The sequence below is a fragment of the Pseudomonas sp. Sample_10 genome, assembly GCF_004321495.1.
Lineage (GTDB): Bacteria > Pseudomonadota > Gammaproteobacteria > Pseudomonadales > Pseudomonadaceae > Aquipseudomonas.
In genome coordinates, this window is the sequence record NZ_RCOE01000223.1 from 26030 (window position 1) to 39041 (window position 13012).

The 13012-nt window shown below is 59.8% G+C and carries 12 protein-coding genes; 4 read left to right on the forward strand and 8 right to left on the reverse strand.

Annotation, left to right across the window (positions count from 1 at the left end):
- Positions 1 to 11 precede the first annotated feature (11 nt).
- The 4 genes from D8U18_RS22695 (at position 12) to D8U18_RS22715 (ending at position 4120) form a co-directional block, all read left to right on the forward strand.
- Positions 12 to 176: a DUF1328 domain-containing protein gene (locus D8U18_RS22695; RefSeq protein WP_003170804.1), complete on the forward strand. Its 165-nt coding sequence runs from the start codon at positions 12 to 14 to the stop codon at positions 174 to 176.
- Positions 177 to 178: 2 nt separating this feature from the next.
- A complete protein-coding gene (locus D8U18_RS22700) occupies positions 179 to 643 on the forward strand; it encodes an inhibitor of vertebrate lysozyme family protein (RefSeq protein WP_056854220.1) in 465 nt (154 codons plus the stop codon).
- 708 nt (positions 644 to 1351) lie between these two features.
- On the forward strand, positions 1352 to 2683 hold the full coding sequence (gene gltP / locus D8U18_RS22705) for a glutamate/aspartate:proton symporter GltP (protein WP_056854221.1): 1332 nt from the start codon (positions 1352 to 1354) through the stop codon (positions 2681 to 2683).
- Positions 2684 to 2890: 207 nt separating this feature from the next.
- Positions 2891 to 4120 (forward strand): spore maturation protein, encoded by a 1230-nt coding sequence (locus D8U18_RS22715; protein WP_056854222.1) that lies wholly within the window; start codon positions 2891 to 2893, stop codon positions 4118 to 4120.
- 91 nt (positions 4121 to 4211) lie between these two features.
- Here D8U18_RS22715 and D8U18_RS22720 read toward each other — a convergent pair whose 3' ends face one another.
- The 8 genes from D8U18_RS22720 to D8U18_RS22760 form a co-directional block, all read right to left on the reverse strand.
- Positions 4212 to 4838 (reverse strand): ABC-type transport auxiliary lipoprotein family protein, encoded by a 627-nt coding sequence (locus D8U18_RS22720; RefSeq protein ID WP_131108452.1) that lies wholly within the window; start codon positions 4836 to 4838, stop codon positions 4212 to 4214.
- Positions 4835 to 5773, reverse strand: coding sequence for an MlaD family protein (locus D8U18_RS22725; RefSeq protein ID WP_056854224.1), 939 nt, complete (start codon positions 5771 to 5773; stop codon positions 4835 to 4837). The genes D8U18_RS22720 and D8U18_RS22725 overlap by 4 nt, the downstream gene beginning before the upstream one ends.
- A 1-nt stretch (position 5774) precedes the next feature.
- Entirely contained in the window at positions 5775 to 6578 is an 804-nt protein-coding gene (locus D8U18_RS22730) for an ATP-binding cassette domain-containing protein (protein WP_056854225.1), read from the reverse strand.
- Positions 6575 to 7723: an ABC transporter permease gene (locus D8U18_RS22735; protein ID WP_131108454.1), complete on the reverse strand. Its 1149-nt coding sequence runs from the start codon at positions 7721 to 7723 to the stop codon at positions 6575 to 6577. Before D8U18_RS22735 ends, D8U18_RS22730 begins: the two co-directional genes overlap by 4 nt.
- Positions 7724 to 7778: 55 nt before the next feature.
- Complete coding sequence (locus D8U18_RS22740) at positions 7779 to 8807, reverse strand: DUF5924 family protein (protein ID WP_056854227.1); 1029 nt, start codon at positions 8805 to 8807, stop codon at positions 7779 to 7781.
- A gap of 75 nt (positions 8808 to 8882) precedes the next feature.
- A complete protein-coding gene (locus D8U18_RS22745; protein ID WP_131108456.1) occupies positions 8883 to 10259 on the reverse strand; it encodes an insulinase family protein in 1377 nt (458 codons plus the stop codon).
- Positions 10260 to 10315: 56 nt separating this feature from the next.
- Entirely contained in the window at positions 10316 to 11974 is a 1659-nt protein-coding gene (locus D8U18_RS22750; protein ID WP_056854229.1) for a Na/Pi cotransporter family protein, read from the reverse strand.
- 352 nt (positions 11975 to 12326) lie between these two features.
- Positions 12327 to 13012: TerC family protein (locus D8U18_RS22760; RefSeq protein WP_131108458.1), on the reverse strand; the 686-nt coding region annotated here is incomplete at its 5' end.

A 13012-nucleotide genomic window follows, 5' to 3' on the forward strand; every position in this document is an offset into this window, starting at 1 on the left:
GGAGAATCACCATGTTGAGCTGGGCAATCACATTCTTGATCATTGCCATTGTCGCTGCCGTACTGGGCTTCGGTGGTATCGCGGGCACCGCCACGGGTATCGCCAAGATTCTCTTTGTCGTGTTCCTGGTGATGTTCATTGCTTCCTTCTTCTTTGGCCGTCGCGGCCGAGGTTGAACATGAGCGTTTCGTTGAAGACACTGGCAGCCGCCCTGCTACTGGGCGGTAGTGCCATGGCGATTGCTGCCAATGACGGGCAGATGCGGGTCAACGAGTTGCTGAAGACCGACCCGCAGTACCAGGAAACCTGGCAAGGCGTCGTCAAGAAAGAGGAACGCCTGCCGGAATGGGTCATGAACCTGTCCGGCGATGCCGAACAAATGAATGCCGTTGAAGAAGATGGCGAGCAGTATCTGGTGGGGCCGCTGTGCGAATCCAAGGCGACATGCCCTGACAAACGCTTGATTGTCGCCGTCAGCTTCGACAAAAAAGATGCCTACGCCATGCTGGTCGAGGTGCCTGCGGGATTACCTGCCGACAAGTCGCCGACCCGACATGCCAGCTACCGATTTATCGGTAAGCCGGACCAGGGCATGCAGGACTTGTTGATGGAGCAACTCAAGAAAGATCCGAACTGGTACTAGGTTTCAGACACGTGAGAGAAGCCTCGCTTTTCTCCACCTGCGCCACCTGAGGAAGGCTGGCGCATGACCAAGGGGTCGGGACGTTCTGCCTGCTTCAGGGGCGGAGTGACCTACGGGTACAGGGAGTACCTGCGCAAGGGCCGGGTCAGGAAAAGCTGCGACGCAAGTTCGCCGGTCGATCATGGCTCGACGGACTTGCGGAGAGCTTGCTCAATCAAGTGACAGCGTACTTCCCGTTTATCCCCGCACCTTTTAAAAGCCCCTGCCTCAGTCTCTGCAAAATTCCCTGCCGTCATAACCCCCACTGCGACCGTATATCGAGAAATATTGCCTGCGTCCGCGCGCAATTCCATGGGCGGATTGGTCGGTTTTATCGGTAATTCGCCGTCGATTCCACTGGTCAAAAAACAATCAATCAGCGCTGTGATGACCGGTTCACGGCACTTATGACTGCCGAAATGTCACATTCGAACCGATTGCGACGTCGCTTTCAGCTAAAAAACCTCATGCCGATTCGGCATAGGGTAGGCGTTTACGGCATTAGACGTCGCTTCCTTGCATCGGAATAGTTGCGCCTTTTTTCGCCTGCCAGAGAGCCACTAACAAGCGCTCCGGGGCTCCTTATACGGGGGCATTTGCGTGACTTTTTCGCCACAAGCGAACCCGCTCACGCGATTGCCCGAGTCAAACTGAAGTAAGGGTAAAGATATGAAGAAGGCAAAGCTTAGCCTCGCCTGGCAGATCCTCATCGGTCTGGTGTTGGGGATTGCAATCGGTGCGCTGCTCAACCATTTCAGTGCCGAGAAAGCCTGGTGGATCAGCAACGTCCTGCAACCGGCAGGCGATATCTTTATCCGTCTGATCAAAATGATCGTGATCCCGATCGTGATTTCCTCGCTGATCGTTGGTATTGCTGGCGTGGGTGATGCAAAGAAGCTCGGCAGCATCGGCCTGAAAACCATCATCTACTTTGAAGTCGTCACCACCATTGCCATCGTCGTTGGCCTGTTGCTGGCCAACCTGTTCCATCCGGGTGCCGGCATCGACATGAGCACCCTGGGTACTGTGGACATCTCCAAGTACCAGGCGACCGCGGCCGAGGTGCAGCATGAACACGCGTTCATCGAAACCATCCTCAACCTGATTCCGTCGAACATCTTCGCGGCCATGGCCCGTGGCGAGATGCTGCCGATCATCTTCTTCTCGGTGTTGTTCGGTCTCGGTCTGTCGAGCCTCAAACCCGAATTGCGCGACCCGCTGGTAACGATGTTCCAGGGCGTGTCGGAAAGCATGTTCAAGGTCACTCACATGATCATGAACTACGCCCCGATCGGCGTTTTCGCACTGATCGCGGTCACCGTTGCCAACTTCGGCTTCGCGTCCCTGCTGCCGCTGGCCAAACTGGTGATCCTGGTTTACGTCGCCATCGCCTTCTTCGCCTTCGTGGTACTGGGCCTGATCGCCCGCCTGTTCGGCTTCTCGGTGATCAAGCTGATGCGCATCTTCAAGGATGAGCTGGTGCTGGCCTACTCCACCGCCTCCTCCGAAACCGTGCTGCCGCGCGTGATCGAGAAGATGGAAGCCTACGGCGCGCCGAAAGCCATCTGCAGCTTCGTGGTGCCGACCGGTTACTCGTTCAACCTCGACGGTTCGACTCTGTATCAGAGCATCGCGGCGATCTTCATCGCTCAGTTGTACGGCATCGACCTGTCGATCAGCCAGCAACTGCTGCTGGTCCTGACCCTGATGGTCACCTCCAAAGGCATCGCCGGCGTACCGGGCGTCTCCTTCGTGGTGCTGCTGGCTACCCTGGGCAGCGTCGGCATTCCGCTGGAAGGCCTGGCCTTCATCGCCGGTGTCGACCGCATCATGGACATGGCGCGTACCGCACTGAACGTGATCGGCAACGCCCTGGCCGTGCTGGTTATTTCCCGCTGGGAAGGCATGTACGACGATGCCAAGGGTCAGCGCTACTGGAACTCCCTGCCGCACTGGCGCAGCAAAGAGAAGCTGCCGGCCGGCGAAGTTTCCAGCAACTAATTGCAGATCGGCTTTTCTGTGGGAGCCAGCCTGCTGGCGATTGCGGTGCACCCAACAACAGAGATGTTGAATGTGCCGACCTCATCGCCAGCAGGCTGGCTCCCACAGTTTGCTAGTCAGCCGTACCAACAAACCCCGGAGAAATCCGGGGTTTGTCGTTTCCGGCCACCCCGCTATCATTCGCGCATCTTTTGGGGGATTTGACTGATGCTCAATGGCCTGTGGCTTGGCTTTTTCATCGTGGCCGCGATTTCGGCGCTGGCGCAGTGGCTGATCGGCGGCAATGCCGGAATCTTCGCGGCGATGGTGGAAAGCATATTCGCCATGGCCAAATTGTCGGTCGAAGTGATGGTATTGCTGTTCGGCACCCTCACCCTCTGGCTGGGTTTCCTGCGGATTGCCGAAAAAGCCGGGATTGTCGAATGGCTGGCCAAAGCCCTCGGCCCGCTGTTTCTGCGCTTGATGCCGGAAGTCCCGCCGGGCCACCCCGCCATCGGCCTCATTACCCTGAACTTCGCCGCCAACGGCCTGGGGCTGGACAACGCCGCCACGCCCATCGGCCTCAAAGCGATGAAGGCCCTGCAGGAACTCAACCCCAGTGACACCATCGCCAGTAACGCTCAGATCCTGTTTCTGGTGCTCAATGCTTCTTCCCTGACCCTGCTGCCGGTGACGATCTTCATGTACCGCGCCCAGCAAGGCGCGCCTGATCCGACGCTGGTGTTCCTGCCGATCCTGCTGGCCACCAGTTGCTCGACCATCGTGGGCTTCCTCGCGGTGGCCTTCATGCAACGCCTGCGTGTCTGGGACCCGGTCGTGCTCGCGTATCTGATCCCGGGCGCTTTGGTCCTTGGCGGGTTCATGGCGTTGCTGGGAACCATGTCGGCAGCCGCGCTGGCCGGTTTGTCGTCGATCCTCGGCAATCTGACGCTATTCGGCTTGATCATGCTGTTCTTGATCATCGGTGCGATGCGTAAAGTCAAAGTCTATGAAGCGTTCGTCGAAGGCGCCAAGGAAGGCTTTGATGTGGCGAAGAACCTGCTGCCGTATCTGGTGGCGATGCTCTGCGCGGTGGGTGTGCTGCGAGCGTCCGGGGCTTTGGATTTTGGCCTGGACGGCATTCGTCACCTGGTGGAGTGGGCCGGCTGGGACACGCGTTTCGTCGATGCACTGCCCACTGCCATGGTCAAACCGTTCTCAGGCAGCGCCGCCCGGGCGATGCTGATCGAAACCATGAAGACCTCCGGCGTCGACAGCTTCCCGGCGCTGGTGGCGGCGACGATTCAGGGCAGTACCGAAACCACGTTCTATGTGCTGGCGGTGTATTTCGGGGCAGTGGGTATCCAACGAGCTCGGCATGCGGTGGGCTGTGCGTTGTTGGCGGAGCTGGCCGGCGTGCTGGGTGCCATCGGGGTTTGCTACTGGTTCTTTGGGTAAATCCAACATTTATCGCTGGCAAGCCAGCTCCCACAAGGACCGCGCAGTTTCTGTGGGAGCTGGCTTGCCAGCGATAAGGCCCGCAGAACCTTCAAGGTCTCGCGGGAAGCACAATTTTCTGGCCTTGCTCAACCGCCCAATTCACCACCTGCGCCGTCAATTGATCGCTGGCCTGGCCGAACCCGGCCACCACCGCCGGCACTTTTACATCATTGAGCGGCTGACGAACCTCAAAGCGGCGGCTGGCGAGGATGTGCTGGTCGTAGCTGCGCACCAGCAATGCATCCACGCGTACCACCACGCTGGCGTTCGTGCCCTGGTATTCGGTCTGGAAGGCTTGCAGGACACCGCCCAGCTCCAGATCCGTCTGGAAAATGCTGTCATCGGTGCTCAACAGCGAGACCCGACCATCGCGCTGGAAACCATCGAGCAGGCGATTGCGCACGAGCACCGGTGCCGGGTCGCTCCAGCGCGAGCCTTTGTAGCTGCTGATCACATCGCCCTGAGGAATGACCGCTATGTTCGGACTGTTCAACGCTTCGCTGGCCTGCAGTTTGGTCAGGCGCAACGACCAGCGTTGCGCCGCACCATGACTGCTCGCCGGAATGCTCTGAGCTGAAGGCAAACGATAGACATCGAACGGCTCGGGCTTGGGCAGGATCGAGCAGGAGCTGACCAGCATGAAACCGGCGAGGAGGGCGATGAGGGTCAGCTTCATGGAGTGAATTCCTTATTCTTGTCACTGCCCAGCAGGTAACCGCTGGGGTTGGCCTCAAGGCGTTGAGAGATGGCGCGCAGCGCGGTGAGGGTTTCGCGCAGCTCACGCACCGCCGGAGCCAGACCATTGAGGCCCTGCATGCCGTTGTTGATCGAGTCCTGATTGCTGCTCAGCAATGTGTTGATCGTCGCACTGCTCTGTTCCAGCGACTTCATCGCTTGCTCGGCGCTGCCGAACATCTGCTTGCCCTGATCGTTGAGCAGTCCATTGGCGTTGCGCATCAGCGCTGAGGTTTGCTCCATCATGCTGCTGGCCTGCTTGCCCACCGAGGACAGTTGCTGCATGGCCTGGCGAATATCGCCACGCTGGTCGGCAATGACCCCGGTGGTTTGCTCCAGATGTTCAAGGGTCTTGCTGATGCGCTCGATGTTTTCCGTGGAAAACATCAGGTTGGCGTTGTGCATCAGCATGTTCACGCCGGCCATCAGGTCGTTGCTGTCGTTGAGCAGACGGGCGATAGGCGAGGGCGATGCAACGATTGTCGGCAGGTTGCCGTCCTTGCCCTTTAGCGTCGGGCTCTGTGGCGTGCCGCCGCTGAGCTGGATGATCGATGTCCCGGTGACCCCGGTCAGCGCCAGTTTGGCCTGGGTGTCTTCCTTGACCGGCGTGTCGCCGCCCAGGCGGATCCGCGCCAGCACCCGGCGCGGGTCTTGCGGGTCCAGGCGCAGCGATATCACATCGCCGACCTTGATACCGCTGTACTGCACCGAACTGCCTTTGGACAAGCCGCTGACCGCCTCGTTGAACACGACTTCGTAGTCCTTGAACGCGGTATCGACACTGGACTTGGCCAGAAACAAACCAAAGAGCAGGGCGCCTGCCACCACAATCACAGTGAACAGGCCGATCAATACATGATGAGCTCGGGTTTCCATGTCAGACCTCGTTGAGCTGTTGAGCGGCCGTCAGTGCCGCGCGGCCGCGAGGGCCATGGAAGTATTCGTGAATCCACGCGTCGTCGGTTTCCGATACCTTGTCGATGGCATCCGCCACCAGCACTTTCTTCTGCGCCAGCACCGCCACGCGGTCGGTGATGGTGTAGAGCGTGTCGAGATCGTGAGTCACCAGAAACACGCTCAGGCCCAAGGCATCGCGCAAGGTCAGGATCAGCTGATCGAACGCCGCCGCGCCAATTGGATCGAGGCCGGCGGTGGGTTCGTCGAGAAACAGGATGTCCGGGTCCAGCGCCAAGGCTCGCGCGAGCGCCGCACGCTTGATCATCCCGCCGGACAAGGAGGCGGGGTACTTATCCGCCGCTGACAGTGGCAACCCGGCCAGGGCCAGTTTCACCGCGGCCAGATGTTCGGCATCGTCGCGGCTCAGGCCGGCGTGTTCGATCAGGGGCAGCGCGACGTTTTCGGTCACGGTCAGGGAAGAGAACAGGGCGCCTTTCTGAAACAGCACGCCAAAACGCCGCTCAATCAGCGAGCGTTCGTGTTCCGGCAACGTCGGCAGGTTTTGCCCGAACACTTTGACCACGCCTTCGCTGGGCTGACGCAAGCCGACAATGCTGCGCAGCAACACTGACTTGCCGCTGCCGGAGCCACCGACGACGGCGAGGATTTCGCCCTTGTACAAATCCAGATCGAGGTTTTCATGCACGCTCTGGCGGCCGAAGCGATTGCACAGCCCACGGACTTCAATCACCGCCTCGGCGGGCGCTCGGGGTAAACGACTCACCAGCTCATCTCCATGAAGAACAGCGCGGCCACGGCGTCGAGCACGATCACCACGAAAATCGATTGCACCACGCTGGACGTGGTATGCGCGCCGACGGACTCAGCGCTGCCGCTGACCTTGAAGCCTTCCAGGCAGCCGATAGCGGCAATCAGGAACGCGAACACCGGCGCTTTGACCATCCCCACCAGAAAGTGCTGAACACCGATGTCCGATTGCAGTAGCGAAAGGAACATTGCCGGCGAGATATCCAGCGACACCGCACACACCACGCCGCCACCGACAATCCCCGAAACCATCGCCAGAAAGGTCAGCATTGGCAACGAGACCAGCAGGGCGAGCACACGCGGCACCACCAGTAATTCCATCGGATCGAGACCGAGGGTGCGAATGGCGTCGATTTCCTCGTTGGCCTTCATCGAACCGATCTGCGCAGTGAACGCACTGGCCGTGCGCCCGGCCATGAGAATCGCAGTCAGCAGCACGCCGAATTCCCGCAAGAAGGCGAATGCCACCAGGTCCACCGTGAAGACGCTGGCACCGAACGTGGTCAACACGGTCGCCCCGAGAAACGCAACGACGGCGCCCACCAGAAACGTCAGCAAGGCAACGATGGGCGCGGCGTCGAGACCGGTTTGCTCGATGTGCGCGACCATTGGCGTGATGCGCCAGCGTTTGGGGCGGAACAGGCCACGGACGAGGGTTTCCAGAATCAGCCCGACGAAACCCAGCAGTTGCAGGGTGTCCTGCCAGACTGCGTCCACCGCGCGGCCAATGCGGGTCAACAGTTGAATGCCGACGCTGATTTCCGGCTCCTTGACCGGCACACAGAAATCGGTCAGCGACTGGTAGACGGTTTGCAGCAACGCACGGTCGGCAGAGGAGAGGGTGCAATCAGGGTGTTCGGCGGATCGCCCCAGACGCTCGGAGCCCAGCAGTTCCACCAGCAATGAAGCGCCGGCGGTATCCAGGGCGCCGAGGCCGTTGAGGTCGATGTGGGTGCTGGCATCGTATTGGCCTTCGAGCTTTTCGCTCAGGCGCTTGAGGTCGGCGTAATGGGCAAGCGTCCAGTCCCCGGTCACCCGGATCCGGGCGGGGGCGTGCGAGGTGTCCAGATGGGCATTGCCGGCCAATGTGCTGCTGGTCATAAGCTCCGTGCTTTTTCGGCTATTTACGCTGACTTACGTAATACCACGAACGGCCTCACTTTTCTTTGGCCGGTGTGCTGTCCTTCACTTTGAAGCGCAATACGCCGATCAGCTGACCGTCTTCGGTAAGTACCCGGACCTGCCATTTGCCTGCCGGATTGCCGGGGAAGTTCTGTTTGTGAGTCCAGGCCCGATAGCCTTCTTTGCGCCCACCGTGGATGTCCAGCGGAATGCGGTCGACCTCTTTGCCGTTGAACTGCCACACATGATAAATCCGCTCGTCCAGGCCACGCGGCGCGTTGATCGCGGTGTAGGCATACAGGCCACCGCCGCGAATCTGCTCGGCACTGACTTCTTCGAGGCTGGCGCCTGGCGTGCGATCTTGCATCTGTGTGCTGATGGCCACGTCGGTCATCCACAAGGTCGCTGGCGGCACCCATGAGCGCAACACCCAACCGACACCGCCGATCCCGATGGTGATGCTCAGGATCGCCAGCGCATTGCGCACGGTGCGAATCGGAAAAATCGACGCCAGGCTCGGGAACGACAGCAATACGGCAATACCCAGCGCCCATTTGAAACTTTGCGAGGTGGTCAGGTGCATGATCACCGGCAACGCGGTGAGGAGGGCGGCGAACAATGTCAGCGTATGCAGCGCGAGGAACGCCCAGCGCCGCGGCGCCAGCCATTTGTAGTAAAGCGGGTCGACGATGGAGATCAGTGCGGCGATGCCCAGCAACCCGGTGAAGAACAACTGGCCGCTGTTCCAGGTGGTGGTGATGAAAAAGAACGGCAGAACGAAAAAAAGGCTTTCCTGATGGATCATCTGCGTCGCGTAACGCAGCAACGGCTGAGGAATTTCCCGCTTGAAGATCCGCGTGAACAGCTTGGTCAGGCTGTTTTCCAGCATCAGCCAGATCCAGCTGATCAGCATGATGGTGGTGATCCAGCTGGCCAAGCCCTGCTGACGGTCGACCAGAATGAAGCTGCCGACCCCGGAAACAAAACCACCGAGCGCAATGACCCCAGGGTAGCGCTTCATCAGCTCGAGGATGCGCTGTACAAAAAGGGTCAGAGTCGACATTCGGCGATTCACATTAGTCGTAGGAAAAATCTCTGACAGGTTACCGCCGGCACGACGACGTGGCGAGGGTAAGCGCTATTTTCTGCGATGCAAGCGCCAGGCTGCCAGGCTCAGCACCAGCAAACCCAATACCCCTCCCATTACCCACAACACTTGGTCATCACTGAGCAACGGCTTTTCGATCCGCACGTAACCCGGTTGCAGGAGCAGCTCGCGTATCGCCTTGTTCGCTTCAGCCAGTGATACCGCTTGCAGTTCCTTGGCGGGGTTGGCGAAACGGCCGTCCTGATAGTCTCCCAACGCGCTCCAATAGTAATCGGCCAGCGCGCTGTTGCCTTGCACGGCCCAGGATTGACGGGCGATAGCGGCTTGCTTGAGACGGTTGAAGGTCTCAGCGTTGAGGCCGTCCTTGAGTAATTGCGCCTTCAATTCATCCAGCACCGTCAGGGCCTCGGCTACGTCGTCACGCTCAAGGTCGGCGTTGAGGCTCATGAAACCAACCCCGCCGAATACCTCACGCTCGGCCCATGGGCCGTATGACAAGCTGTGCGCCAGCCGCAGTTGGCGATACAGCGCCCAGTCCAGATAGTCCTTGAGCAGGTCGAAGGTTTCGTCATGCTGATCCTCCAGCACCGGTTCCGGTACCAGCCAATGCAGCTTGGCCCCGCCCCCGACGAAGCCGCGTGTCAGCACGCGCTCGTGGGCCGCGCTGGCCTGGATTTGCGGCAGCGGCGGATGATTGCCCGGCTCGATCGGTACCAACGTGCCGTAGGTGCGCTCCAGATAGGCCGGCAGCAAGCGATCCAGGTCGCCGACCACGATCAGCGTCATGTTGTTGGGCGCGTACCAATCCTTGCGGACTTTCTCCAACTGCTCGCGGGTCAACTGATCGACTTCGGCGCGCTCGGAGCATTTCAGGCCCAATTCCACGGCCAGTTGCTTGCTGGCGGTGTGACCCAGGTCCTGGCGATCCAGCCAGCGTTGCAAATGCGAGTAGTGACCGCCGTCTTCGCGCTCGACCACTTGTTTGGCCGCGTTGATGGCGTTGTCGTCGAAGTGAGTCTGGGTCAGCAATGCCAGCAGCAGGTCGAGGACTTTGCGCTGATTCTTCGCCGGGGCTTCGATCACGAACGTGGTGTCGGCGTTGCTGGTGAACGCATTCCACTCACCGCCCAGCGCTTGCATGCGCTCTTCAAGCCCGCCTTCGCCGCTGGCGTCGATACCGCTGAACAGCAGATGCTCGAGCAGATGTGGCAACTCTTTGTCAGCGCAGCCGAAATCATCAATGCCGACGCCGACTACCAGCCGGATTGCCACATGCCCGCGTTCGGCACCGGGTTTGAGCAGAATTTGCAGACCGTTGCGCAGGGTATAACCCTCGACCTGGAAGCGATCCAGGGCAAACGACGGGAATGAGCCGAGCAACAAACAGGCGAACAACAGGCAACGCATAACGAGCTTCCATACGGCTAGCGTGAGTTCAACAGACTTCAGGCCACTGTGGACGTTCAGGGAGAATGCGTGATGTCAGTCATATCGTCGACAACCAGCGCTCCGGTGTCGGACGTTTCCAGCACTACGTAGGCGCTGCTGCAAAACAGCGAATTCAGACGTTTCATGTCGGCGATCAACTCCAGGTGCAACGAACTGGTCTCGAGACTTTGCACGATCTTGCGTTGCAAACGGCTGACATGAGCATGGGCCATGCGCCGCTCCTGTGCGCGAAAGCGACGTTTCTCACGGACCAATTGACGAGCGCTTTCCGGGTCGGCGCTGAGGAACACCGACAATCCCAGGCGCAAATTGGCAATCAATTGGCTGTGCAACCCCGCCAACTCCTCCAGGCCCACCTCGGAAAACGACCGGCGTTGCGAGGTTTTCTGCTGCTGCACCTTGCGCAGCATGCGCTCGATCAGGTCACTGGCGAGCTTCAGGTTTATCGCCAATTCAATGATTTCTGCCCAGCGTCGGCTGTCCTGGTCACTAAGGTCTTCGCGAGGCATTTGCGCCAGATAGAGCTTGATCGCGCTGTAGAGCGATTCCACGTCTTCCGCCAGGCGACGCACTTCCTGAGTCACCGCGGTTTGCTTGCCGTGCAACACATCGAGCATGGCTTCGAGCATGTTGTCGATCAGGTCGCCCATGCGCAGGGTTTCCCGCGCCGCATTGGCCAACGCCAGGCTCGGGGTAGCCAAGGCCGTCGGGTCGAGATGCCGTGGTTTGGCGGTGCCGTTGGCTTGCGGACGCTCCGGCAACACCCAGGCACAGAACCTCGCCATTGGCCCGACACTGGGCAACAGGATCAGGCAGCGCGCCGTGTTGTAGAGCAGGTGGAAGCCGATGACCATTTCCTGAGGGCTGAAGTCGAGGCTGTCGAGCCAATGCACCACGGGGTCGAGCACCGGAATGATCAGCACCAGGCCGATCAGTTTGTACAGCAGGCTGCCCAATGCCACCTGGCGCCCGGCGGCGTTCTGCATGCTGGTGCTGAGGAACGCCAGAATGCCGCTGCCGATGTTGGCACCGATCACCAGGCCGATGGCCACCGGCAGACTGATCACGTTCGCGCCGGCCAGGGTCGCGGTCAGCAGCACCGCCGCGAGGCTTGAATAGGAAATCATCGCGAACAGCGCACCCACCAGGGCGTCGAGCAGAATGTCGCCGGTCAGCGAGGCGAAGATTACCTTCACCCCTTGGGCATGAGTGATCGGCGTGGCCGCTTCGACGATCAGCTGCAACGCCAGGATGATCAAGCCCAAGCCGATCGCGACACGGCCCATCTGGCCCAGGCGGGTCTGTTTGCGCGAGAGAAAGAAAATCACCCCGAGGAAAATCAGCAGCGGCGACAGCCATGACAGGTCAAGAGTCAGCACCCGCGCCATCAGCGCCGTACCGACATCCGCGCCAAGCATGGTGGCCAGCGCCGGCGTCAGCGCCATCAGGCCCTGGCCGACAAATGAAGTGACCAGCATCGCGGTGGCGTTGCTGCTCTGCACCATCGCGGTGACGACGATTCCGGAAATGAACGCCAGCCAGCGTCTGGACATGTTCTGTCCGATGACATGGCGCAAGTTGGAGCCAAACACCCGCAGAATGCCGGTTCGGACGATGTGCGTGCCCCAGATCAACAAGGCCACGGCGGAGAGTAGATTGAGCAGGGTGAGCATACAGACCCCCTGTGGTGTAGCGCTCCAAAGGGAGCAAGTTGACGGTGCCGCGCGACGATCTACTTCTTCTGTACTTAAGCTGTAGTTGGCTAACGGTCTGGACGCCAGCATCGCATAGCTAAAGACGTGATTGAAACAAAACTGTCATGAAAACAGCTCCGTGCGGAAAATGAAAAAGGGACCCGAAGGTCCCCTTGTTCACTGCGTGACTGTGGCGAGGGAGCTTGCTCCCGCTGGGTCGCGTAGCGGCCCCAACCGGCAAGTCCGATACGTTTACGCCTGCTGTGCAGTCGAGCGGGAGCAAGCTCCCTCGCCACAAAAGCTCTTATCCCACAGAGCTTTGCCCTCCGGGTTACTGTCCCGGAATGTCCTTGCGCAGTTTCACCGGATCCTGCTGCTTGCGCTTTCTCGCCATCGCGGTGCGCATCTTGATGTTGATCGCTTCCACCGCCAGCGAGAACGCCATGGCAAAGTAGACGTAGCCTTTTGGCACGTGCACATCCAGGGATTCGGCAATCAGAACGGTACCGACTACCAACAGGAACGACAGCGCCAGCATTTTCAGCGATGGGTGCTTGTCGATGAACGTGCTGATGGTGCCCGAGGCCAGCATCATCACCAGAACCGCGACGACGATCGCCGCCACCATGACCGGTACATGGGACACCATGCCGACCGCGGTGATCACCGAGTCCAGCGAGAACACGATGTCGATGATCGCGATCTGGATGATGGTGTAGAGGAAGTTGCCACCCTTGCCCGAAGGTTCTTCGTTGCTTTCGTCTTCACCTTCCAGTGCGTGGTACATCTCTTGCGAGCTCTTCCACAGCAGGAACAGGCCACCAAAGAACAGGATCAGGTCACGTCCGGAAATGCCCTGGCCGAATACTTCGAACAAGTCGGCGGTGAGGCGCATGACCCAGGTGATCGACAGCAGCAACAGAATCCGCGTGATCATGGCCAGCGCCAGGCCGAAAATCCGCGTGCGCTGTTGCATGTGCTTGGGCATGCGGCTGACCAGGATCGAAATCATGATGA

Coding starts and splice junctions, on each gene's coding strand:
- gltP (WP_056854221.1), top strand. CDS start 1,352: ATGAAGAAGGCAAAGCTTAGCCTCGCCTGGCAGATCCTCATCGGTCTG.
- D8U18_RS22745 (WP_131108456.1), bottom strand. CDS start 10,259: ATGCGTTGCCTGTTGTTCGCCTGTTTGTTGCTCGGCTCATTCCCGTCG.
- D8U18_RS22715 (WP_056854222.1), top strand. CDS start 2,891: ATGCTCAATGGCCTGTGGCTTGGCTTTTTCATCGTGGCCGCGATTTCG.
- D8U18_RS22720 (WP_131108452.1), bottom strand. CDS start 4,838: ATGAAGCTGACCCTCATCGCCCTCCTCGCCGGTTTCATGCTGGTCAGC.
- D8U18_RS22695 (WP_003170804.1), top strand. CDS start 12: ATGTTGAGCTGGGCAATCACATTCTTGATCATTGCCATTGTCGCTGCC.
- D8U18_RS22700 (WP_056854220.1), top strand. CDS start 179: ATGAGCGTTTCGTTGAAGACACTGGCAGCCGCCCTGCTACTGGGCGGT.
- D8U18_RS22740 (WP_056854227.1), bottom strand. CDS start 8,807: ATGTCGACTCTGACCCTTTTTGTACAGCGCATCCTCGAGCTGATGAAG.
- D8U18_RS22750 (WP_056854229.1), bottom strand. CDS start 11,974: ATGCTCACCCTGCTCAATCTACTCTCCGCCGTGGCCTTGTTGATCTGG.
- D8U18_RS22735 (WP_131108454.1), bottom strand. CDS start 7,723: ATGACCAGCAGCACATTGGCCGGCAATGCCCATCTGGACACCTCGCAC.
- D8U18_RS22725 (WP_056854224.1), bottom strand. CDS start 5,773: ATGGAAACCCGAGCTCATCATGTATTGATCGGCCTGTTCACTGTGATT.